21 protein-coding genes are annotated in these 21,070 nt (G+C 69.0%); 9 read left to right on the plus strand and 12 right to left on the minus strand.

The window, feature by feature from the left end:
* Positions 1-29 precede the first annotated feature (29 nt).
* Positions 30-920, plus strand: a complete 891-nt coding sequence (locus tag ACIBO2_RS26335; protein WP_358556774.1) for a TIGR03619 family F420-dependent LLM class oxidoreductase — start codon at positions 30-32, stop codon at positions 918-920.
* 226 nt (positions 921-1,146) lie between these two features.
* Here ACIBO2_RS26335 and ACIBO2_RS26340 read toward each other — a convergent pair whose 3' ends face one another.
* Entirely contained in the window at positions 1,147-1,326 is a 180-nt protein-coding gene (locus tag ACIBO2_RS26340; RefSeq protein ID WP_358556771.1) for a pentapeptide repeat-containing protein, read from the minus strand.
* A gap of 126 nt (positions 1,327-1,452) precedes the next feature.
* On the minus strand, positions 1,453-1,683 hold the full coding sequence (locus ACIBO2_RS26345) for a hypothetical protein (RefSeq protein WP_358556768.1): 231 nt from the start codon (positions 1,681-1,683) through the stop codon (positions 1,453-1,455).
* Positions 1,684-1,851: 168 nt separating this feature from the next.
* Between ACIBO2_RS26345 and ACIBO2_RS26350 the strand changes: the two genes are divergently transcribed.
* A complete protein-coding gene (locus tag ACIBO2_RS26350; RefSeq protein ID WP_397300087.1) occupies positions 1,852-2,685 on the plus strand; it encodes a lysostaphin resistance A-like protein in 834 nt (277 codons plus the stop codon).
* Positions 2,686-2,897: 212 nt separating this feature from the next.
* Here the strand turns inward: ACIBO2_RS26350 and ACIBO2_RS26355 are convergent, their stop codons facing one another.
* Together ACIBO2_RS26355 and ACIBO2_RS26360 are read right to left on the minus strand one after the other, a co-directional pair.
* Positions 2,898-4,121 (minus strand): FAD-dependent oxidoreductase, encoded by a 1,224-nt coding sequence (locus ACIBO2_RS26355; RefSeq protein WP_397300090.1) that lies wholly within the window; start codon positions 4,119-4,121, stop codon positions 2,898-2,900.
* Positions 4,122-4,631: 510 nt separating this feature from the next.
* Complete coding sequence (locus ACIBO2_RS26360) at positions 4,632-6,302, minus strand: hypothetical protein (RefSeq protein WP_358556759.1); 1,671 nt, start codon at positions 6,300-6,302, stop codon at positions 4,632-4,634.
* 346 nt (positions 6,303-6,648) lie between these two features.
* Here ACIBO2_RS26360 and ACIBO2_RS26365 point away from each other — a divergent pair, with 346 nt between their 5' ends.
* Positions 6,649-6,798 (plus strand): hypothetical protein, encoded by a 150-nt coding sequence (locus tag ACIBO2_RS26365; protein WP_397300093.1) that lies wholly within the window; start codon positions 6,649-6,651, stop codon positions 6,796-6,798.
* Positions 6,799-7,139: 341 nt separating this feature from the next.
* On the opposite strand, the gene ACIBO2_RS26370 is transcribed toward ACIBO2_RS26365, so the two are convergent.
* The 3 genes from ACIBO2_RS26370 to ACIBO2_RS26380 form a co-directional block, all read right to left on the minus strand.
* Complete coding sequence (locus ACIBO2_RS26370; protein ID WP_397300096.1) at positions 7,140-8,099, minus strand: sodium:calcium antiporter; 960 nt, start codon at positions 8,097-8,099, stop codon at positions 7,140-7,142.
* 216 nt (positions 8,100-8,315) lie between these two features.
* The gene (locus ACIBO2_RS26375; RefSeq protein ID WP_358556751.1) at positions 8,316-8,594 is read right to left on the minus strand and encodes a DUF4342 domain-containing protein; all 279 of its coding nucleotides are present in this window, start codon (positions 8,592-8,594) and stop codon (positions 8,316-8,318) included.
* Between the two features lie 201 nt (positions 8,595-8,795).
* The gene (locus ACIBO2_RS26380; RefSeq protein ID WP_397300099.1) at positions 8,796-11,387 is read right to left on the minus strand and encodes a GNAT family N-acetyltransferase; all 2,592 of its coding nucleotides are present in this window, start codon (positions 11,385-11,387) and stop codon (positions 8,796-8,798) included.
* Positions 11,388-11,494: 107 nt separating this feature from the next.
* Between ACIBO2_RS26380 and ACIBO2_RS26385 the strand changes: the two genes are divergently transcribed.
* Positions 11,495-12,199, plus strand: a complete 705-nt coding sequence (locus ACIBO2_RS26385) for a universal stress protein (RefSeq protein ID WP_358556745.1) — start codon at positions 11,495-11,497, stop codon at positions 12,197-12,199.
* Positions 12,200-12,303: 104 nt separating this feature from the next.
* Here the strand turns inward: ACIBO2_RS26385 and mca are convergent, their stop codons facing one another.
* Both mca and ACIBO2_RS26395 read right to left on the minus strand, forming a co-directional pair.
* On the minus strand, positions 12,304-13,200 hold the full coding sequence (gene mca, locus ACIBO2_RS26390) for a mycothiol conjugate amidase Mca (RefSeq protein ID WP_397300103.1): 897 nt from the start codon (positions 13,198-13,200) through the stop codon (positions 12,304-12,306).
* Positions 13,197-14,066, minus strand: coding sequence for an alpha/beta hydrolase fold domain-containing protein (locus ACIBO2_RS26395; protein ID WP_358556740.1), 870 nt, complete (start codon positions 14,064-14,066; stop codon positions 13,197-13,199). The genes mca and ACIBO2_RS26395 overlap by 4 nt, the downstream gene beginning before the upstream one ends.
* 101 nt (positions 14,067-14,167) lie before the next feature.
* On the opposite strand from ACIBO2_RS26395, the gene ACIBO2_RS26400 reads away from it, so the two are divergent.
* Positions 14,168-14,794 (plus strand): TetR/AcrR family transcriptional regulator, encoded by a 627-nt coding sequence (locus ACIBO2_RS26400; RefSeq protein WP_397300107.1) that lies wholly within the window; start codon positions 14,168-14,170, stop codon positions 14,792-14,794.
* 29 nt (positions 14,795-14,823) lie between these two features.
* On the opposite strand, the gene ACIBO2_RS26405 is transcribed toward ACIBO2_RS26400, so the two are convergent.
* Both ACIBO2_RS26405 and ACIBO2_RS26410 read right to left on the minus strand, forming a co-directional pair.
* Positions 14,824-15,798 (minus strand): NlpC/P60 family protein, encoded by a 975-nt coding sequence (locus ACIBO2_RS26405; RefSeq protein ID WP_358556734.1) that lies wholly within the window; start codon positions 15,796-15,798, stop codon positions 14,824-14,826.
* A 239-nt stretch (positions 15,799-16,037) separates the two neighbouring features.
* Complete coding sequence (locus ACIBO2_RS26410) at positions 16,038-16,676, minus strand: MFS transporter (RefSeq protein ID WP_397300110.1); 639 nt, start codon at positions 16,674-16,676, stop codon at positions 16,038-16,040.
* Between the two features lie 176 nt (positions 16,677-16,852).
* Between ACIBO2_RS26410 and ACIBO2_RS26415 the strand changes: the two genes are divergently transcribed.
* The 3 genes from ACIBO2_RS26415 (at position 16,853) to ACIBO2_RS26425 (ending at position 18,797) form a co-directional block, all read left to right on the plus strand.
* Positions 16,853-17,293: a hypothetical protein gene (locus tag ACIBO2_RS26415; RefSeq protein WP_358556729.1), complete on the plus strand. Its 441-nt coding sequence runs from the start codon at positions 16,853-16,855 to the stop codon at positions 17,291-17,293.
* A gap of 83 nt (positions 17,294-17,376) precedes the next feature.
* Positions 17,377-18,027 (plus strand): DUF305 domain-containing protein, encoded by a 651-nt coding sequence (locus tag ACIBO2_RS26420; protein WP_358556726.1) that lies wholly within the window; start codon positions 17,377-17,379, stop codon positions 18,025-18,027.
* Between the two features lie 182 nt (positions 18,028-18,209).
* A complete protein-coding gene (locus ACIBO2_RS26425; RefSeq protein ID WP_397300114.1) occupies positions 18,210-18,797 on the plus strand; it encodes a DUF305 domain-containing protein in 588 nt (195 codons plus the stop codon).
* Between the two features lie 106 nt (positions 18,798-18,903).
* Here ACIBO2_RS26425 and ACIBO2_RS26430 read toward each other — a convergent pair whose 3' ends face one another.
* Positions 18,904-19,485, minus strand: coding sequence for a TetR/AcrR family transcriptional regulator (locus ACIBO2_RS26430; protein ID WP_358556720.1), 582 nt, complete (start codon positions 19,483-19,485; stop codon positions 18,904-18,906).
* A 78-nt stretch (positions 19,486-19,563) separates the two neighbouring features.
* On the opposite strand from ACIBO2_RS26430, the gene ACIBO2_RS26435 reads away from it, so the two are divergent.
* Positions 19,564-20,958 carry an MFS transporter gene (locus ACIBO2_RS26435; RefSeq protein WP_397300118.1) on the plus strand — a complete coding sequence of 465 codons (1,395 nt, stop codon included), beginning with the start codon at positions 19,564-19,566 and terminating at the stop codon, positions 20,956-20,958.
* The last annotated feature ends 112 nt before the right edge of the window (positions 20,959-21,070 follow it).

A 21,070-nucleotide genomic window follows, 5' to 3' on the forward strand; every position in this document is an offset into this window, starting at 1 on the left:
GGAGGCGGATCACCGAAAGGACCCCCCCAATGAAGCTTGGTTTCACACTTCCCATAATCGGGCCCGCTATCAGCAGCGCCGCCGGCCTGAGCGCGTTCTGCCGCGGGATCGAGGACCTTGGCTACGACACGCTGTGGGTCGGCGATCGCCTGGTCCAGCCGGTCGACATGCATAGCATCTATCCGGGCAAAGAGCAGCCGTACCCGCCGCAGATGAAGCGTTACCTCGACCCGGTGCTGCTGTGGACCGTCGCCGCGACGGCGACCAGCCGGGTGCGGCTGAATGCCAGCACGCTCAGCACCTTCTACTACGAGCCGCCGCACCTGGCCCGGATGCTGACCACGCTCGACGTGCTCAGCGACGGCCGTCTCGAGGTCGGCGTGGGACTCGGGTGGATGAAGGACGAGCACGATATCTCCCGCAGCGCGGACTGGCACCGGCGCGGGCGGATGCTCGATGACTTGCTGGCGTTCCTGCACGAGTGGTGGACGACCAACCCGGTGTCCTGGGACAGCGAGTTCTTCTCGCTGCCGCCAGTACACGCCGACCTGCGCCCGGTGCAAGCGGGCGGGCCGCCCATCTGGATCGGCGGCGCGAGCGAGGCCGCGATGCGCCGGGTCGGCCGCAGCGCCACCGGCTGGCTCGGGATCGAGTTTCTGCCGGACGAGGTCGCCGACCGATTGTGGTCGCTCGCGCGCCAGGCGGCGCAGGAGGCCGGCCGCGATCCCGACGCGCTGAAGAAGGCCATACGTATCAACCTCGAACCGGGCACGTCCGTTGATTCGCTGGCCGACAAGCTCAAGCGCTTGGCCGAATCCGGTGCGGACGAGGCGTTCGTGGACGCCTTCGCACTGTTCCCCAGCCTTGACCAGATGCTTGACTTCGCCAGCCAGGTGATCGCGCGCACCGGCCGGTTGTGACCACCCAAGAGCCGGACAACCTTCAAATAGGGACCATCCCCGCGCGGGGATGATCCCAGCTGGTACACCGCAGTGCGGGCCGAGGCGGCTTGGCTAAGGAAAGATTCACCTTTCAGGATCCGTGGTTCCGGGTTCGAGCCCCGGGCGCCCTACAACCTCCACCTGCGGTTTTCCCGATTCTGTAGTCAAGTCGTCTCATCGTGAGTCACGGTGAGACACATGTGAGTCACACGCCGGGGCAGGCGTTGTTGACCTTGCGTGCGGTCTTGCGAGCCGCTTTGAGGACCAGCCGGGCGGTGGCCCGGGCGCTGTCGTGATACAGCTGCGCCCCGCTCAGGTTCGCACCCCGCAAGTCAGCATCCTTCAGCGCCGCCCCGCACCCGTGAGCCGCGCCTTCCAAGGGCATGTCGCTGATCAAGTCAGGCGTTGAGCGGGTCGTAGCTGTGGGTCGTGCATAGCAAACAGTTGTGCTGGCGCCAGCGGGATTCTGACACGCACGCAGTTCGTGAGCGATGAGGTCCGGGATCGGGTATCAGTGCTTGTGTTCCAGCGCCGCCAGCCGTTCGGCTACTTTGTCGCCGATGGTGATGAGCATCGCCGTTTCTGTCGCGGTGAGATGCTCGATGAGCACATCGCGGACGTCGGCCACGTGCTGCGGAGCCGCGATCTTGATCAGGTCGCTGCCCCGGGGAGTGATGGCGACTACCGCCCCCCGTTGGTCGGCGAGGCACCGCTCGCGGGACACCAGGCCGCGATTTTGCATCCGGCCCAGGTGCCCGCTGGCTGGAAGGGGTCGGGCCGCTGTTGATGGGCCTGGCCCGCAACGGCGCGGGGACCTTCGACGTCGCCCTCGGCGTCGACCTCCCCGGCTGAGCGCACCCTGCTAGTAGCCCGCGGCGCTCCCGCCGCGGATTCTCACGAAGGAGTCATCGTGCGTCTGATATGGCAGCTCTTGGCGGTTGTGGCGGTCTGGATCCTCGGCAATCTGGGCACCGCGGCGGTGAAGGACAACCCCTGGCTGGCGCTCGTCGCCGGCCTGCTGACGGCCGTCGTCGCGGTCCTGGTCTACGGCTGGGTGGTGCGGCGCACCGAGCACCGGGCCCCCGTCGAGGTGTCGCTGAAGGGAGCAGGCGCGGGGATCAGCTGGGGCACGCTGCTCGGCATCGCGCTGTTCGGGGCAGTCATCGCGAACATCGCCTTCTTAGGCGACTACACGATCAACGGCCTGGGCACGCCGGCGAGTGCCGTCGGCCTGCTCGGCATCATGGCGGGTGCCGCCGTGACCGAGGAGCTGGTCTTCCGCGGTGTCCTGTTCCGGAACGTCGAGCACTGGACCGGAACCTGGATCGCGCTCGTGCTGACCGGCTCGCTGTTCGGCCTGATCCACCTGCTCAACGCGAACGCCACCCTGTGGGGCGCCATCGCTATCGCCATCGAGGCAGGCGGGATGCTGACCGCCGCGTACATCGCCACCCGCAAGCTGTGGGTGCCGATCGGTCTGCACTTCGGCTGGAACATTGCCGCGAGCGCCATCTTCAGCACCAAGGTGTCCGGCAGCAACACCCCGCAGGGCCTGCTGGACGCGACGATGTCGGGTCCAGCGCTGGTCACGGGCGGCGACTTCGGACCGGAGGGCAGTGTGTACGCCGTGGTGTTCGGCGTGGTGGCCACCGTCGTGTTCATGTGGCTGGCACACCGGCGTGGTCACGTGGTCCCCGTCCGTCGCTCGGCCCGGGCGGGCGTGGCCGCTAGGCTCGCCAGGTGATCGAATTCCGGCGGGTCCTGGACCGGTGACGGCAGATCGACGTCACGGTCCGGGAGTGCCGCTCGCGCACCGCCCACCAACGGGCAGGGTCTGGGCTATGCCCTGCGGCCACCGCACGATCTTCAGGAGTCCGCGCAACCCCCGATGATCAGCGATGGCCGTACCCGGCCCCCGCCGGGTCCGCGACAAGATCGCGAAACCGGACTGAGGTATCAGGAGTGATCGAACAGAGTGACTACGCTCTGCGGTGCTTCCGGGCCGAAGAAGATCTCCAGATTCTTCGCCGAGCGGCCGGCGGCGTCGCTACCACGTAGGAACAGCCGCTCTTCGTAGCCGGTGAGCGCGACCTCGATGTCGGGTTGCTCGACCAGCTTGCTCGCCAGGTCAGCGCCGTCGTACATGGCGAGGTTCGCACCCTCGCCGGCGAAGGGCGACATCAGATGCGCGGCGTCGCCGACGAGCGTCACGCCGGGCACCCTGTCCCACCTAAGCCCGACGGGCAGGGCATAGATGGCTCGGAGCCACGGTTCCGCGTCGCTCTGTGTCACGAAGGCGGTGAGCAGCGGCGACCAGCCATCGAACTCGTCGGCAAGTTGACGGAGGCCAGCGGACGGGTCGCCGAAGTCGATCGACCTCATCCACTCCTCGGGCTTGTTCAGCGCCACGTATCCGCGCACGTGCCCGTCGGCGTAGCGATGGGCGATGATGCCTTTGCCCGGCGCGACCGCCATCAGCGTGCCGCTGCCGATCGCGGCCACGCTCGTCCGACAGTCCTGGCCGCCCGAGGCGAGGGCGATCTCGATGAAGCAGGTTCCGCTGTAGAGAGGCTTGGCGGGGGTGAGCAGCGGACGCACCTTCGACCAGGCACCGTCCGCGCCGATGACGATGTCGGCGCGCGTGTCGGAACCTTCCGCGAAAGCGAGGTCGTAGCCACCCTCCACGCGGTGCCGGATCGAGGCGAGCTTGTGACCCCACCTGATCGTCCCGGGAGCCAGCGAGTCGATGAGCAGGCGCCTGAGTTCGCCACGATCCACCTCAGGGCGGGCAGAACCGGGGTCCGCAGGCATGTCGAACAGGATCGTGCCGTGGCAGTCGACCACACACTTGGCGTCCTCACCCGGGCGGACCAGAGTGAGGAACTCGTCGTAGAGACCGGCTGCGCGAAGCGCGACCTGTCCGGTCTCTACCTGAATGTCGAGCAGACCGCCCTGCGCGCGGGTCGTCGCCGAAGCCTCACCCTCGTAGATCGTCGTGGCGACGCCGTGAGCCTGAAGCACCCGGGCGAGCGTCAGCCCGCCCATGCCTGCTCCGACAATGGCGATGGTCTTCTGCATGCTGCGCTCCTCTGTTGCGCCGACACGCGCCGGCGATGTGCAGTGCCGGGAGCGGGCGGGATGCCCGGCATCGGCAAGGAGACGCTCACCGATCAGAACCATCTGCATCGATGTACGAGCGATATCCTGCGGAAGGACCCGCGGAACATCGTTTTTCGCGACCTGGTGATTATAGCTCGGCATCCGCCTCGCGGCAGTCGGAGCCGCTCCCGCTGCGACTCACCACGATGGGCGGCGGCGGCTTCCCTATGGTCGGCCTGATCGTCACCGGCACCTGACCTGCCACCACGAACCGGCGCTGCGAGCACGCCCTGCCGTCGGCGCCAGGCCAGAGCGACGATCAGCGTCAGCACGGGGGGGTGAAGGATTCTGGGAAATGTTTGTGAGAACATCTGGGGCAAGGCCGAGGCCCCGCAACCCCGCGAACACACCGAATCCGCCCCGGTGTCCGAGCCCCGGGAACTGACCATCCGACCGGAGCGCGCGCCCGGCGACTACTACGAAGTGCACGTCGTGGCAGGAAGACCCAGGCAAGCGGGCTGAGTTCCGTGGTTCGGCGTGCCCAACGACATGGGTGACGGCGATTCGGATCGCCGTCACCTCGCCGGAAGGTTACGCGGGGGGCTGGGAGACGACGACCACGTGGGTGGTCTTCGCCGGCTCGATTGTCGAGTTCCCCACCAGCTGGATGACGTACGTGTGCTTGCCGGCCGTCGTCGGCGTGTCAGCGAAGCTGAACGATCCGTCGGCAGCGGCAGTCATCTTGGCCAGGGCTTTCGAGGTAGTGCCATCGGGGTTGGAGACGTTGCGTACGACCGTGACAATGGTGAGCGGGAAGGTGATGCCGTCGGCGGCGAACGTTCCGTTGAATTCGAGTCGCTCGCCGACGACGCCGGTGGCCGGGCCGGTCACCGTGAGCACCGGCTGGTACAGGCCCACCTCGACGATGGCCGAGGCGCCGCTGCCCCTGAACCATGAGTTGCCCGGCCAGTACAACCGATATTCGTACGACCCCCACTTCGGTGCGGTATCGGTGAACTGGTACGTGCCGTCCGCCTCCGTGGTGACTTCCTGGAAGGGCCGGGAGGTGCCGTCGGGGAGCCAGCGGTACAGCTCAAGCGTCTGCACGCCGGGCAGCGCGCCGGTACTCAGCGTGAGCCGCCCGCTGAAGGTCAGCTGCTTGAGCGCGGTCGCCTCGGAGGGAGCCGTCATGGTCAGGGTGGAGGCGTGGTAAGGCGAATGCGGCAGCCGCCAGAGGTGCATCCGCCCGGTGTCAGGCTCCTTCAGCACCGCATAGGTGAGTACGCCGTAGAAGGCGATGCTGCCCGCCACCAGCGCCTTGCCCTGGTGGTCGGCTGAGTAGATCACCTCCGCCGTGGCCGGGTCGTACACCACGAGCTCCGCCGCGTCGCCTGCGGAGGAGTTCCAGCCGCCCACGACGTAGGCGCCGTTCGGGCTGGCCGCGACGGCGGTGGGGAGGCCGTGCTCGCTCAGCTCGCCGCTGTCGTAGGCGCGTGCCTTGGCGTTGGTTGTCGTGTCCCAGGCGTCGAACCGGTGGGTGTCGGCCAGCGCCGACAGCGCCGCTGACCCGTAGTCGGCGAGGGCGAGGTCCCGCAGGGACGTGTCAGCGCGGATCTCGCCGCGCGGGGTGGCCGGGGTGATGCTGACGTCATACACCCTGATCGAGGCGGGGTCGGCTCCCGGCTCTCCCGCCACCAGAGTGCTTCCGGCGACGGCGACCAGCGGAGGCTGCGTCGTGCCTGGCCCGACCGGGACGAGGGTGGGTGTCGGCCTCCACAGCTCGAGGGCGACGACGCCTCCTTCCCCCGCTTGGCCGCACCCATATCCGACCCACAGCCGCTCGTACGACTGGGCCAGCGTGGACGGGCACGGGTAGGCGGTGAGGTCGATCCGCTTGGTGATGGCGAGCGTTGCGATGTCGATCTCGATCACTTCATGCGAATCGCGCAGAGCCGCGTACACCTTCCTGCCGTTGTCCGCCACGGACAGGGCCACGGCACCGGACAGGCCGCTGATCGTGTCGATGAGCGCGCCGTCGCTTTTGGTGACCACGATCCGATCGTCGGCGGCGACGAAGATTTTGCCGCTCTGCGCCACCACGTCGCCGCCCCTGTCGGCGGCGACGCCGAGGTCGGTGACGGTGTCGGCGGCCGAGGCGGCGGGTGTCTGAGCGACGAGCAGGACCGCTGCCAGGAACAGGGACCCAGCCAGGGCGACTAATCGGTGGGAAAGAGGAGCACGGCCAGAGCTTGAGAGGCGCACATGCACTCCATTCTTAAGGATGCTTGTCGAACGTATGTTCGCATATTGGATCATCGTCGTCCAGAGCGGCCTCGGAGAAGGTGGTCCCATCGCCCGCCGCCTCAGGCGGACCTCGTACGGGGCGTCGCCGACAAGGTCCTGACCGCGATGGGCACGGTGTGGGTGCGCCGTGAGAGGTGCATCCATCGTCTTCTCGGCCACCCATCTAACGAGTTGCCCCTCTCGGCAGGGATCGGGTGCCATCCGAGGTCCATCGTTATCGTCGGCGCGATGTCGCCTCCGGAGCATATGTCTGCAGGCCAGCCAACATTCCTTACGTGCCTACTTTGGCCTGCTGGGCGGCTTGGTGCCGGCGCCGGAGGTCCTGGCGGCGCCGTGCTGCGGTGGCCTGCCCGGGCCACAGCTGATCGGCTGGGACATGGACCCCGGCGACGGCGGCGCCGACCAGGCCGACTACCACACCTGGAACCTTCGCTGCGGGCGGGCTCGCGGATAGTTGCGTATCCTGGGTATGAGACGGCGCGACGACGACGCCGTGGTTCGAGTACTGGCTCGCGACGCCGGACGAACTCGCAGCCGCCGTCGCCGAGTCGGCGTGGACCCTGGAAGCTCTGGAACGCGACCCGGCAGGCCCCGGCTACATCGCCCGCCTGCGCTGCTGATGGCTGCCTTTCTGCGCTTCGCGCGGGAGGATTCGCTGTTCGTGCTGTGGTGGCTGGTGGCCCTGCGCGGGCTGCGGCGTGGGGAGGTGGCTTCCACAAGCTGGTGTGTGCGAGCGGGCTGCCGCCGGTGCGATTGCACGACCTGCCGGCGCACCGAGGCCGACGTACCCCTCCGCTATGAGATCAGCGGGAGCAGCGCGAGATACACGACCAGCAACAGGTACGCCTCGGCTCGATCAAGCCGTTTGCCGCGGGCCAGCAGTGCCCAGGCGATGCCGCTGACGCCCACCATCGCGGCGACAAGGGGCGCTGCCATCGTCAATGCCTGGCCGCCCATGGTAAGGCCGATGATCGCCCCGCCGGCGAGGCTGTTGATCAGATTGCTGCCGAGCAGATTCCCCACCAGCAGGTCGCTGTCGCCCCGGCGCTGGGCTTGGATGGAGGTGACCAACTCCGGCAGCGAGGTGCCGAGCGCGACCAGGGTGAATCCCACGATCTGCGCCGAGAGGCCCATCCGGATGGCCAGCTCCGAGGCGTTGGCCACAAGTAACTGCGCGCCCAGGAGCGTTCCGCCCAGTCCGAGTATCGTCCGGACCGTCTCCGGTAAGAGGCGGGGGCGCACGGTTGCTTCGAGGTAGTTGTCGGTTTCGGCGGCCAGGATGTCGCGGGAGGCGGAGCGGCCGAACCGAACCAGCAAGATTGCCGCGCCGATCAGTGCCACGGTCAAGGCGAGACCTGCCGGCGGGCCCAGCCCGTACAGCAGGGCGATGGCGAACACCGTGACCGCGGCCAGCGACAGTGGCGCCTCGCGCCGCAGCACCGAGGAACGTACGGCAAGACCTGCGGTGAGCGCCCCCGCGCCGAGGATCACCGTAAGGTTGATGATGTTGGAGCCGACCAGGCTCGCCGCCGCCAGCTCGGCATGCCCTTGTGCGGTCGCCGTACCGGCCACCACCAGTTCAGGCGCGCTGGTGCCGAATCCGATGACGACGACGCCGACGATGACCGGGGGGATGCCGAGCCGCTCGGCCAGCCGCCCTGAGCCCAGCACCAGGTGATCGGCGGCGATGGCGAGCATCACGAGCCCGGTCACGCTGAGAATCCCGACGATCAGAACGGCAGGTATGCCGAGCATGGGCGCCTCCATGAAGCCGGTCCGTTATGACGTTGCCGACCAGACTTCCCGGCGCTCCGTCTTCGACGGTAACAGCGTTGTGCGCGCCCCGCCAGAACCATCCCAGCCAGGGTGACGGTGTGCTGTCCCGGTAGTCATGGAGTCCGTGGCCGAGCCGGCCGGACTCGCCCATGCTGGGCGATCTCGTCGCGCTTTCCCGGCCCTCCCTGTCAGCGTTCACACCGGTGGAAGCGGCGGCTCGTCCTGTACGTGGTCGGGATCGCGGTGGATCTGGATGGTCCATTCGGCAGCTAAGGCGGTCAGCGCGGCGACGGCCGAGACGACGGGGGCGACGATGAGCGCCGCGACGCCGACGGTCACGGGGATCTCCATCACGGTGTGGCCGTAAGAGTCCTTGAGGATGATCCGGCGGACGTTGCCTTCGTGGATCACCGTCTTGATCTTGTCGGCGAGCTCCGTGCTGCGGACCTTGACCTCTTCCTTTGTGACGGTCATCTCTGCTGTTCTCCCTTCTGATCGGCTTCGCTTTCAGGATGTGTGCGGGCAGGAGGCGAAGGGCCCGTCATGCCCGCCGGTATGCGCCTCGGCGGGGGTGCCGCCTTCGGCCTTCCGGCCGGCCTTCGGGGTGACGGAAACGGGGGTGGTAGCGGTCGCGGCGGGTAGGGCCGGAAGTCCCGGCTGAGGGCGGTCGTTCGGTCAGCGCAGGCGCCGCAGGAGCAGTGATGGCGGTGGCTCGCAGGGTGCCACCCTGATGCGGGCGTCGACCGTGGTGGCGCCGTCGGAGCCGACGATGACGGGGTTGAGGTCGAGCTCGGCGATCTGGGGCAGGTCTTCCAGCAGCCTGCCCACTCGTACGAGCTGGTCGGCCAGGGCGTCCACGTCCACCGGAGGCGAGCCACGGTAGCCGTGCAGCAGCGGGGCGCAGCTCAGCTCGGCGATCATGCCGAGGGGGTCGGTGACCGGCGGCACCCGGAACGCGCGATCGGCCAGCAGGTCGGCCATGACGCCGCCCATGCCGACCATGGCCAGCGGGCCGAAGGCCGGGTAGTTGACGCCGCCGATGATGATTTCGACACCGCCCGGCAGCATGCGCTGGACGGTCGCGCCGGTCATCTGCGGGCCGATGTGCGCGGACATTTCGTGGTACGCCTGCCGCACCTCCTCCGCGGTTCGGAGGCCGAGGCGGACGCCGCCGATGTCGCTCTTGTGCACCGGGCCGACGGCCTTGAGGACGACGGGCGGCCCGACGCGCTCGCTCGCCGCCGCGGCGGCCTCGGGGCCGTCCACCTCGATCGATTCCACCATCGTGATGCCGTAGCAGTCGAGCAGCCGGGCGGTGGTCACGGGGGACAGCCACCTGCCGTCCGGATGGGCTGACAGCTCCTGTTGTACGAGCTGCCGCGCCGTCCGCTCGTGCACGCGGAAGGAAGCGGGTGCCGGCTCGGCGGGACGCTCGCGCCACTCGGCGTAGCGTACGGCGTGCGCGAGCGCTTGCACGGCCTGCTCGGGGAAGGCGTAGCTGGGCAGGTGGCCGTCGATCAGAGTGTCATGGCCGACGACGCAGGCCAGCACGGTCTTGCCCGCCCCCTTCGCGGCGATGGAGAGAGCCTGCCGAGTCTGCTCGAGCCCTGAGCCGAACGGTGGGGTGTACACGGCCAAGACCACGTCCACCTCCGGCGAGGCGGCCAGCGCCGCGACGGCGGCGCCGATCTCCTCGGCGCTTGCGTCCGCGGTCAGGTCCACCGGGTTGCCCAGCGCGGCGGCGGCACGGGCCCGCAGCAGGCCGGGCGGCAGTTCGGGAACGACCAGACCCTGCTGCTCGCAGGCGTCGGCGGCCATCGCCTGAGGACCGCCCGAGTTGCCGACGATCGCCACCCGGCGGCCTTGGGGGAGGGGCTGGGCGGACAGCAGTTTGGCGGTGTCGATCAGCTCATGGACGCTGTCGAGCCGGATCACCCCCGAGGCGCGGACCAGGGCGTCCACGGCGACGTCGGGGGTGGCCGCGGCGGCGGTGTGCGAGCGCACCGCCCGATCTCCCGCGCCGCCGCGACCGCTCTTGACCAGCAACACCGGCTTGCGCGCGCCTACTCGGCGGGCGATGCGGGCGAACTTGCGCGGGTTGCCGAACGACTCCAGATACAGCGCGATCACGTCGGTGCCGTCGTCGTCCTCCCAGGATTCGAGCAGGTCGTTGCCGCTGACGTCGGCCTTGTTGCCGACCGAGACGAACGAGGAGACGTTCAGCCGTTCCAGCAGCGCGGCCCCGACCGCGCCGGATTGCGAGACCAGCGCGACCCGGCCCGGGGTCGGATGGTGCGGCAGGAAGCTGGCGTTCAGGTGGGCCGCGGTGTTGATCACGCCCAGGCAGTTCGGGCCGATCAGCCGCATCCCGGCTGTACGGCAGACGCGCACCAGCTGCGACTCCAGTTCGCGCTGCCCGGCCTCGGCGAACCCCGACGTGAGCACCACCAGTCCGGCCACACCGGCGTTCGCGCAGTCGCGGGCCACCTGAAGCACGTGCCGGGCGGGCACCGCCACGACCGCCAGGTCCACACCGTCGGGCACCGTGGCGTGGCAGGTCAGCCCGGCCACCTCGGTCGCGTTCGGATTGACCGGGTGGATCGGGCCCTCGAAGCCCGCGTCGATGAGGTTGCGCAGCACCTTGTGACCGACGGCCCGCTCATCTCGGCCGGCGCCGATCACCGCCACGGAGCGGGGGGCCAGCACCCGGGCCAGGGAGGCGCGTTCCGCCTCGTGGTCGCGGGCCTCGATGCCCGCGCGCAGCCGCGCGGTCGGCTCGGCGGCGATGGCCAGGTGCAGCATGCCGCCGTCGAAGCGCTGTGTCAGGTCCAGGCCGAGGTCCCGCAACACCTTGATCATCGGCTGGTTCTCGGCCAAGACGTCCGCGATCAGCTCGCGCACGCCGTGCGTGGCGGCGTCCAGGGCCACGTGCTCCAGCAGCAGCGTGCCGAGCCCATGGCCGTGCACGGCGTCGTCGATGAGGATGGCCAGGTCGGCGCTGCCGTCGCGGATGGGGATGTACTCGGCGACCGCCACGAGCCGGCCCCGGAAGGCGGCCACCAGGGCGTGGCCGTCGTACTTGTCGCTGGTGAGGCGCTCCATGTAGGAGTGCGCGGTGTTCCGGCCGCCGGTGAAGAAGCGCAGGTAGGCCGAGCGTTCGGACGAGCGGTCCACCAGCTCGTGCAGCGCCTGGCGATCGTCGGTCCGCAGCGGTCGCACGTGGGCGATCCCGCCGTCGCGCAGCAAGACGTCATATCCGTCGGTCATACCTTCGAGGCTGTCGGGCGATCGGCGCGGCAGGCAGTGCCGTACGGCCTCCGCCCGCGGGACCAAGGTCCCTACCCGCCGGCCCGCGCACGCGTCAGGCTGGCGGTATGAACGAGATCGTGCTCGGCTACGACGGCTCGGACTTCTCCATGCAGGCCCTGGACTGGGCGCTGGACGAGGCAGAGCTCAGGCGGCTGCCGCTGACCGTCGCCCATGCCTGGCAGTGGCCCTACGGTGAGGCGGACGAGGACGCCAAGGCCCACCTGCGCAAGGCCGCCGAGCACGTTCTGTGGCACGGTGCCGAGTGCGCCCGCTCCACCAGCTCGGGCGTGCGCGTCGACACCGATCTGCACGAAGGGGCCGCCGCGCAGCGCCTCGTCGAGCTCTCCGACGCCGCCGCCCTCATCGTGGTCGGCTCCCGCGGCCTGAGCGCGTTGCCCCGGGCGGTGGTCGGTTCGGTCGCCGGGTACGTCGCCGCCCACGCCGACTGTCCGGTCATCGTCGTACGCGGCCCGGGTCCGCTGCCCGCGTCGGCCCGGCCCGGCCCGGTCGTCGTGACCAGCAAGGATCCGGAGGCGGCCGTGCTGGACTTCGCCTTCGGCGAAGCCGCGCTGCGCCGGCTCCCGATCGCCTCCCCGGGCGACCTCTCCCAGTGGGCGGCGCGCCATCCCGGCGTGCGCGTTCAGCCGTACGACGCCGCCGGCCACGCCACGCTGGTGGTCATCGGACGCACAGGAGCCATGCGTCACGGAGCCGCCGGCTACCTCCTCCAGCACGCGCCTTGCCCGGTGGCGGTGGTGGGCCAAGCCTGAACCGTCCTGTTGAAGCGGGCCTGGCAGACCGGCCAGGCTGGAGGAATTCGTCTCGGGCCTGAAGACGCCGCGGCCCGGAGGGGCCCGCGTTCGGGACGTGGTCGTCACCGCGGGCCGGATCGAATGTGGTCGAGCAGAGTGTCACTCGTGACCGGCCGCAGGCCGGCGAACAGGTCGTCTTCGGGAAGCGTGCCGTCGACGTGGGACCGAGCGAGGTGATAGTCCTCGACAGGCCATACCTCCCGCTCCACATCTCGATCGTGGAGCATGAATCCGCCAGCGGGGTCGATCTGCGTGGCGTGGGCGAGCAACGCCCGGTCCCGGGCCTCGAAGTACTCCGCGCAGGCAATGCGGGTAGTGATCTCCAGGGCGGGGGCGTCGTCCGGGAGCTCTGCCAGCACGGCCTCCATTCCCGAGTCGATCCCGCGCGCTGTCAGGGCATCGTGCATGGCTTGGAACCAGGCTCGCGACAGGGTGCCCAGATAGTAGAGCTTGAGCGGCTGCCAGTGTTCGCCCGTTCCCGAGTGGCGACCAGCGTCGAAGGCCGCCACGGTCACCTGGTGCGTCTTGATGTGGTCGGGGTGTGGGTATCCGCCGGTCTCGTCGTAGGTCACGATCACGTGCGGGCGGAATTCGCGGATCAACGCCACCAGCCGCCCGGCCGCCTCCTCCAGCGGCTGGAGGGCGAAGCAGCCGTCCGGCAGCGGCTCACCGGCCGCGGGCAGGCCCGAATCGATGAAGCCCAGGAAGTGCTGCCGGACGCCCAGGATCTCCCTGGCCGCCGCCATCTCGGCCCGCCGGATCTCGGTCAGGTTCTCCCGTACGCCGGGTCGGTCCATCGCGGGGTTCAGCACGTCGCCGCGCTCCCCGCCCGTACAGGTGACCACCAGGACGTCCACACCCTCCGCGGCGTACTTGGCGAGTGTCGCCGCGCCCTTGCTCGACTCGTCGTCAGGGTGGGCGTGCACGCTCATCAGGCGAAGAGGCTCTTCTGGGCTCATCGCTGCCTTTCTTCGGTCCACTCCGCCAGGCGGCGGAGGAACGTGGTCGTGGTGGGAAGGGGTACGCCCGGCAACATCGCCAGGTGGAAGACATGGGGCATGCCCTCGTAGACATCGAGGGTGACCGCTGTTCCCGCTGCCGAGGCGGCTGCCGCGAAGCGCCGGGCATCGTCGAGCAGCACCTCCGCGGAACCGGCTATCAGCAGAAGGGCCGGCAGGCCACGAAGGTAGCCGTACAGGGGGGATTGAGGCGCCAGATCCGGTCGCGCTCCTGCCAGGTATTGGGTGGTGACGCCCTTCAGTACCGCCCGATTGATCATGTCTCGTTCGTCGTTGGTGTCCAGCGACGGGCTGGACAGGGTCAGATCGGTCAAGGGGGACACCGCGATCACCGCGGCCGGCATCGGGGCTGCGCTCTCCTTGAGTGCCAGCAGCGCCGACAGGGCGAGGGTGCCGCCTGCCGACTCACCGAACAGGACGATCCGGGACTCCGGTACGCCCTGATCGAGCAGCCTGCTGTAGACGGCCGTCACGTCGTCGAGCGCCGCCGGGTAGGGGTGGGCAGGGGCGAGCCGGTAGTCCACCGCGAAGACCGGCCGGCCTGTCGCCTTGGACAGGTGGCCGGCCATGAGCCGTTCCATCAGGGGTTCGGTGTGCGCGAAGCCGCCGCCGTGGATGTACAGCGTGATACCGGCCTCCGCCGCCGAACGCCCAGAGGTGTTCACCCACTGCCCGGCGGCCTCCTGCATGCGCGGAAGCGCCGCAGTGAAATCGGCGTCCATGGGCGGCTCCGGCGTCCCTGCTGCCAGCGCGCGCATCTGCGCCATGACCGCTGCGGTCTCGTCGGAACCTGCGGGGATGTTCAAGGATTCTCTCCCGTGTTGCTTGGGTGAGACATAAACTTAGGATCGACATAAAAATGTGTCAAGCATCGATTTATGATCGGCCTATGAGAGGATGTGGTGTCATGGCCACGGGACTTCGCGAGCTCAAGAAGCAGCAGACGCGGCAGGTGATCTCCAATGCCGCGACGAGACTGTTCATCGAGCGCGGCTTCGAGGCGGTGACCATCACCGAGATCGCGGCCGCCGCCCAGGTGGCCAAGATGACCGTCACCAACTACTTCCCCCGCAAGGAAGACCTGGCCCTCGACTATCACGAGACGTTCGCCGCCGGTCTGGCCCGCACCGTCGCCGACCGGTCGGCGGGCGAGTCCGCGCTGGCCGCCCTGCGTCGCGAGTTCCTTGCCGGGGTGGAGCGGCACGATGCCGTCATCGGCTTCTCCAGTCAGGGCTTCGCCCGCATGATCAGCGACAGCCCCACCCTTACCGCCCGGCTGCGTGACCTGCACGACCAGCGCGAAGACGCCCTTGCCCAAGTCCTCGCCACCGATACCGCGTCCGCCCCCGGCGACCTCACGGCCCGCGCGGCGGCAGCCCTGCTCGGTGCCGCCCACCGGACCCTGTTCGAGCACATCATGGATCTCACGAGGCAGGGGCGGAGCAACCGCCAGGTCGCCTCCACAGTGACCCGCTCAGCCCACCAGGTGTTCGGACTGCTGGAAACCTCCCTGGCCGACTACGCGACGCGCTGAGGCCACGCAAGCCCGTGGGCTGAGCTCCGTCAGGGGCGAACGGCGCCGAGCAGGCGGTTGCGCCAGTAGTCGTCGAGATCGACCACCTTGACGACGTCGCCCGTCTGAGGTGCGTGGACCATCTTCCCGTTACCCGCGTACATGCCCATGTGCCCCAGTCCCTTGCTGAAGAGCAAGTCGCCGGGCTGCAACGCGTCGAGGGGGACGTGGCGGCTGGCGCCCCAGCTCCATTGGGTGTACGTGGTGCGCGGGATCTCGACTCCCGCGCTACGCCAGGCGGCCTGGGTGAGGCTGGAGCAGTCGTAGGAGCCCGGCCCTACGGCGCCGTACTGGTAGGGCTTGCCGATCTGGGCGAAGGCGAACTGGAGCGCCAGGCGGGCGTTGCCGGAGGCTGGTCCGGTGTACGGGATGCCCGTGCTGTTGGGGTCGCCGGTCTTGAAGGCGCCCAGTCGGCGCAGCAGCTTGGTCTGCTCCTTGACGAGCTTTTCCACCTGCTCCTTCTCGCCGCGTACTTTGTCGCGCGCCGTGTCGGCATCCGCCAGGACGCGTTTGGCCGCGGCGCGGCTGTCGCGCAGGTCCTTGGTGGTCGCCTCGAAGGCGAGGACCTTCGCGGCCCTGTCCTGCGCGATCTGGTCCAGAGAGGCCATGCTGCTCAGAGTCGTTTCCGGGCTGTTCTGGAAAGCGAATCGTTGCCAGGTCAACGGGCCGGTCTGGTAGTCGCCGACGGCCGCCGTGACGAGGTCTCTGCGCAGTGTGGCGACTCGATCATCCTTGCGGCCGATCTCGGCGTTGAGAGCGTCGTACTTCTTCTTGGCCGACTTGTACGCCTCCGTGGCCTGGTTGTGCCGCTCGACCAGGTCGTCCGCCCGCTCGTTCAGCTTCACCAGCTTGGCCCTGGCCTTGGCGGGCGACGGAGGCGCGGCGGCGGCACCGCCGGGGTTGGAGAGCAATACGGCCGAGGCCAGTGCCGCCGCCATAGCTGTCTGCCCAAGCCTTGTCGGCACGGCCACTACGATGCCTCCTCGTAAAACTCCAAACCTGGGGCGCAATAGTACAGAAGGTGGAGGGCCGGTTGGCCTGTTCGCAGTGATTGCTCTCGTCGGCGGAACATACTATCTGGCCTAGCGGATGTCATCTCATAGGGAGATAAGCGTGCCGTCCAGGGACAAGAAGGCGCGCCCGGCTCCCAGAGCATAGGAGGCGGGCGCGGTGTTGGGTGTCACTCTCCTTTGCCCGCGGTAGGTCACCGGCGGGTGGTGGCGGGCTCGGCGTGTACGGCGGTAGGGGTGCGGAAGATCGACAGCCGCATGAGCGGTTCGCGGCGGCGGGCCTGGATGGCGACGGAGGCGGCCAGCAGAGCCACGGCGCCGGCCGGCACGAGCCAGGTCTGCGCGGAACCCCAGCCGATCTCGGGCGCCCGGACGATGGCGTAGACCGCGGCGCCGAGACCGGCGGTGACGGTGAGCGCGCCGGTCACGTCGATGGAGCCGCGCTGGGCTTGGGCGGCGGGCATCAGTGGGCCGGCGGCCAGCAGTGCGACGAGCGCGATGGGGATGTTGATGTAGAAGACCCAGGGCCAGCTCAGATATTCGGTGATGAGGCCGCCGAGGAACACTCCCGCGGTGCCGCCCGCCGGGGCCGCGGCGCTGTACAGAGCCAGGGCCTTGGTGAGCTCCTTGGGGTCGTGGCCGAAGAGCATCATGAGCAGGGTGAGCGCGGAGGGGGCGATCAATGCCGCGCCGATTCCCTGGACGGGGCGGCCGGTCAGCTCGACCCACTCCTCCGGGGCGATGCCGGCGACGACGTAGGCGTTGAAGACCCAGGACAGGCTCTCCTGGGAGAAGCCGAGGCTTTCCTGGAAAGAGTGCTGCCATAGCCGCATAGCCCGCATAGCCGCGGTGGCGACGTGAAGAGCGGTGCGCTGTCGGCCTGAACAACAAGGCATATGCCTTCCGCTGCCCGGGAGCGCAGTACTATGAGTGATAGTTGAAGCGAGTCGGCGTGTGATCGCACGCTCGGGTCTCAAGTACTGAGCAGCGTGCGGGGGAGGAGGGGCGCATGGGCGGATCGGCCCGCTGGTCGTTGCTTCTCTGCCCGCGATGGCTGTTGCCGGTGATGCTCGTACTGGGCGTCTGGGGCATGCACACGATCGGGCATCTGGCCTCGCATCACGGTGAGACCTCCTCGCCCTTCAGCTCGTACGCTCCGGCTCATACGGAGACTTCTGAGAAGGCGATGCCGGAGAGCGGGACCGAGCTCGTCGGTGTGCTCAGCGGGCCCTTGCTGGGCTCCGGGAGCTCGGTCTGGCTGGATCCGACCGATGTGTGCCTGGCCGTGCTGCCCTTGATCGTCGCGTTGTTGATCGCGGCGATCTGGGCCGGCATGCGGCCGTGGTCAGGAGCGATGGCCGCCAGGAAGCCATGGGTGGGCGGAGTGGCCAGGTCGCCGCCACGTCGCCTGGCCCCTACCCTCGCCGGGCTCTCGGTGATGCGTACATAGGCCGATCCATCTGCGGACGATCCCCAGGGTCGTCCGGGAGGTATCAGCCATGTACGTCAATCTTCAGAGAGACCACCATATTCATGAATATCGGGAAATTCTCCGCCGTCGTCGCCACCTCGGGTGCCGCGCTGATCCTGCTGGCCGCGTGCGGTGGTACGGACAGCGCCTCGATGGACGGAAAGGACATGTCCACCATGTCCAGCGCTCCGGCCGCCACGTCGGCGAGCGCTCAAGCGAGTGCTCAGGAGACTGCTCAGGCGGCGGCGACGTTCAACGACGCGGACGTGATGTTCGCGCAGATGATGATCCCGCACCACCAGCAGGCGGTCGAGATGGCCGAGCTGGCCGAGACGCGGGCCTCCGACAAGGAGGTCAAGGAGCTGTCGGCGAAGATCAAGGCGGCTCAGGACCCGGAGATCCAGACCATGAAGGGCTGGCTCACCGACTGGGGCAAGCCGCTGCCGTCCGGCGGCATGGACCAGGGTATGGGGCATGGCATGCCCGGGATGATGTCCGCGGAGGACATGAAGAAGCTGGAAGACGCCAAGGGCTCCGCCTTCGACAAGCGGTTCGCCGAGCTGATGATCGCCCACCACAACGGCGCGATCGACATGGCCCGCACCGAGCAGTCCCAGGGTTCCAACCCTCAGGCGAAGGAGCTGGCCAAGGCCATCGAGACCGGCCAGCAGGCCGAAGTGGAACAGATGAAGAAGATCCTCGACCGGCTCTAGGGCGGCCAGTGCCGGCTGCCCGGTCGCCGGGCAGCCGGCCAGGCTCGTCGCCGGGGCGAAACGCGCTGGTGAGAGCCCCCTCTAGGCAGGGTAGGAGCCCCTCCTCACAGGTTGATGTCCTGCGATCGGGGGGTTCAGCGGGGATGATCACCAAACCAGCGGTCACGAATGGCGTTTCCTTGGTGACGGGAGCGCTCCTGCTCGCTGCCTGCGGCGGCATGACGGCGGGCCGGAGCACGTCCGCCCTTCCCAACGTCGTGCCGGCGGCCGCGACACCGACGACGAGCGCACAGCCGGGAGCCGGATTCAACGACGCGGACGTGCTGTTCGCGCAGATGATGATCCCGCACCACCAGCAGGCGGTGGAGATGGCCGAGCTGGCCGAGACGCGGGCCTCCGACAAGGAGGTCAAGGAGCTGTCGGCGAAGATCAAGGCGGCTCAGGACCCGGAGATCCAGACCATGAAGGGCTGGCTCACCGACTGGGGCAAGCCGCTGCCGTCCGGCGGCATGGACCAGGGTATGGGGCATGGCATGCCCGGGATGATGTCCGCGGAGGACATGAAGAAGCTGGAAGACGCCAAGGGCTCCGCCTTCGACAAGGCATTCCTCCAGATGATGATCGCTCACCACAAGGGCGCGATCACCATGGCCCGCACCGAGCGGGAACGCGGGAAGAACCACGAGGCGAAGCGGCTCGCCGACACGATCGAGACCGGGCAGCAGGCCGAAGTGGAACAGATGCAGAAGATCCTCGCGCGGCTCCAATAGCGCCACGGGCCACTGGGTCGCAGCAGGGCGAGGAGCGTGAGACTCCGATAGCGCGACGGGCCGCTGGGCTTCGTCGGGTGAGGAGTGCGTCTGTCACGCGTGGGCGTCAGCGGGTGAGGAGTGCGTCCGCCACGCGGCGTATGCGCTCGCGTAGGTCCGGCGCGTCCGGGCCGCGCGTCAGCAGGAGTTGATGCGCCGCCCCGACCAGGGCGAGCGCGATTGAGGCGGTGTCGGCGTCGGCGGGGATGCGGCCGAGCCGTTGCTCGGCCTCCAGGTAGTCGGCGATCACGCACTCGTTCGCATCCAGCTCCAGCGCCCCCTCGCCGTGCGTGCCCAGCTTGCTCACCATGGACGGCCTGGCCAGGGCGAGCCCGCCCAGCGCGAGCAGGTTGCCGGCGAGCAGCGGCTCGACGGTCGCCATCACGTTGTCCACCACGGTCCCCGATCCGGCGTGGGCGGCCAGCTCTCGGAGGCGTCCGTTCGCCGCCCGCGCCCGGTCGACGAAGAGCGCGGCCAGGAAGCTGTCCAGGTCGCCGAAGTGGTTGTGGAGCAGTCCGGCGGCGACCCCGGCCTCCAGGGTGATCGCCCGGCTGGTCAGCCCGGAGGGTCCCTCGCGCAGCAGGACCTGCTCAGCGGCGTCGAAGAGCTGCTGCCGTACTTCGGGGATGGTGACGCCGCGCGGTGACATGGCTCCGGAGTTTACCGGCCTTGCCAGAATGAACGCTCGCTCATACTGTATGAGCGAGCGTTCATTCCGAGGAGGGATATGAAGACACGGGAGTTCGTGTGGACGCGGGGGCATGTGGTGGCCTTGGTCGCGTTGTGCCTGGCGCAAGTGCTGGACGCCGTCGACAGCACGGTGGTGAACGTGGCGTTACCCGCGATCAAGGACGAGCTGGCCTTCTCGGCGGCTGATCTGTCCTGGGTGGTGAACGCGTACATGGTGCCTTTTGGGGGTTTTCTGCTGCTCGGCGGGAGGCTGGGCGATCTGCTCGGCCATCGGCGGGTCCTGATGGGCGGCATCGCGCTGTTCACCGGGGCGTCGCTGGTGGCGGGGCTGGCGCCGAGCGCCGGTGCGCTGGTCGGCGCTCGGGGCGTGCAGGGGCTGGCGGCCGCGCTGGTCGCGCCGATGACCCTGGCCATGATCACCTTGATCTTCCCCGAGGGGCGGCCGCGCAGCCGCGCGCTGGCCGTGTGGGGGACGGCTACGGCGGTGAGCAGCGCGCTGGGACTGGTCGCGGGCGGGCTGCTCGCCGACGGGCCGGGCTGGCGGTGGATCTTCTTCATCAACGTGCCGATCGGCGTGCTGCTGGTGGCCGCCGGCCGTGTTCTGCCCGCGCGTGGCGAGCCCCGATCGGGCCGGGGGTTCGATGTCGTGGGGGCGGCGACCGTCACGCTGGGGGTCGGGCTACTGATCTACGCGGTACTGCGCGCGGAATGGGGGCTCCTGCTCGTCGGGGCGGCGTTGCTGGGCTACTTCGCCGTCCACGAGAACGCCGTCGCGCGGCGGCCGGTCGTCGATTTCAGGCTGTTCCGCATCCGCTCCGTGGCGGGGGCCAACCTGATCCAAGTGGTACGGGCCAGTGCGTTGTTCGGCCTGTTCTACCTGGCCACCTTGTTCATGCAGGAGGTACTCGGCTTTTCGGCGCTGGTGACGGGTCTGGCGTACGTGCCGATGACCGTCGTCATGGTCGGCGCCTCGTGGCTCGGCCCGTTGCTGGTCGGCCGCCTGGGCGCGCGGCCGGTCCTGGCGTTCGGCGCGCTGGTCGCCGCCGCCGGCCTGCTGCCGCTGGCCTGGATCTCGCCGGACGCCGGGCTGCTCGTGAGCCTGATCGTGCCCATGGTGGTCGTGGGTGTCGGACACGGGATCATGGTCGTGCCGCTCACCGATGCCGCGCTGTCCCGCGTGCCGTCGTCCGAGAGCGGTGTGGCCGCCGCGGTGCTCAACGTCAGTGCCCAGCTCGGTGGCGCGCTCGGGCTGGCGGTCCTGGCGACCTCGGCCGCCGCCCGTACCGATGATCGGCTCCAGGCGGGGACGCCGCTGAGCGCGGCGCTCACCGACGGGTACGGCCTCGCCTTCGTCTTGTCCGCCGTCCTGATGGCGCTGTGTGCCGCCCTCGCGATCACCTTCATCCCCGGCAGAAAGGGTCCAGCGGCATGAAAGGGGCCAAGCGTTCAGTGGCCGTGGTGGTACTGGTGCATCACCGCATGGCCCTTGCCCCGGCCGATCAGCCATTTGTTCACCGGCGTCGTCAACACGAAGGCCAACGCCA

The sequence above is a fragment of the Nonomuraea sp. NPDC050022 genome, assembly GCF_044460705.1.
Lineage (GTDB): Bacteria > Actinomycetota > Actinomycetes > Streptosporangiales > Streptosporangiaceae > Nonomuraea.

Bases quoted from the DNA above. Each gene is read 5' to 3' on its own strand.
- ACIBO2_RS26355 (WP_397300090.1), bottom strand. From the start codon at position 4,121: ATGGTTCTGATCGGTGAGCGTCTCCTTGCCGATGCCGGGCATCCCGCC.
- ACIBO2_RS26400 (WP_397300107.1), top strand. From the start codon at position 14,168: ATGGCCACGGGACTTCGCGAGCTCAAGAAGCAGCAGACGCGGCAGGTG.
- ACIBO2_RS26410 (WP_397300110.1), bottom strand. From the start codon at position 16,676: ATGCGGCTATGGCAGCACTCTTTCCAGGAAAGCCTCGGCTTCTCCCAG.
- ACIBO2_RS26335 (WP_358556774.1), top strand. From the start codon at position 30: ATGAAGCTTGGTTTCACACTTCCCATAATCGGGCCCGCTATCAGCAGC.
- ACIBO2_RS26430 (WP_358556720.1), bottom strand. From the start codon at position 19,485: ATGTCACCGCGCGGCGTCACCATCCCCGAAGTACGGCAGCAGCTCTTC.
- ACIBO2_RS26345 (WP_358556768.1), bottom strand. From the start codon at position 1,683: ATGCAAAATCGCGGCCTGGTGTCCCGCGAGCGGTGCCTCGCCGACCAA.
- ACIBO2_RS26415 (WP_358556729.1), top strand. From the start codon at position 16,853: ATGGGCGGATCGGCCCGCTGGTCGTTGCTTCTCTGCCCGCGATGGCTG.
- ACIBO2_RS26420 (WP_358556726.1), top strand. From the start codon at position 17,377: ATGAATATCGGGAAATTCTCCGCCGTCGTCGCCACCTCGGGTGCCGCG.
- ACIBO2_RS26340 (WP_358556771.1), bottom strand. From the start codon at position 1,326: ATGCCCTTGGAAGGCGCGGCTCACGGGTGCGGGGCGGCGCTGAAGGAT.
- ACIBO2_RS26435 (WP_397300118.1), top strand. From the start codon at position 19,564: ATGAAGACACGGGAGTTCGTGTGGACGCGGGGGCATGTGGTGGCCTTG.
- ACIBO2_RS26380 (WP_397300099.1), bottom strand. From the start codon at position 11,387: ATGACCGACGGATATGACGTCTTGCTGCGCGACGGCGGGATCGCCCAC.
- mca (WP_397300103.1), bottom strand. From the start codon at position 13,200: ATGAGCCCAGAAGAGCCTCTTCGCCTGATGAGCGTGCACGCCCACCCT.
- ACIBO2_RS26385 (WP_358556745.1), top strand. From the start codon at position 11,495: ATGAACGAGATCGTGCTCGGCTACGACGGCTCGGACTTCTCCATGCAG.
- ACIBO2_RS26370 (WP_397300096.1), bottom strand. From the start codon at position 8,099: ATGCTCGGCATACCTGCCGTTCTGATCGTCGGGATTCTCAGCGTGACC.
- ACIBO2_RS26375 (WP_358556751.1), bottom strand. From the start codon at position 8,594: ATGACCGTCACAAAGGAAGAGGTCAAGGTCCGCAGCACGGAGCTCGCC.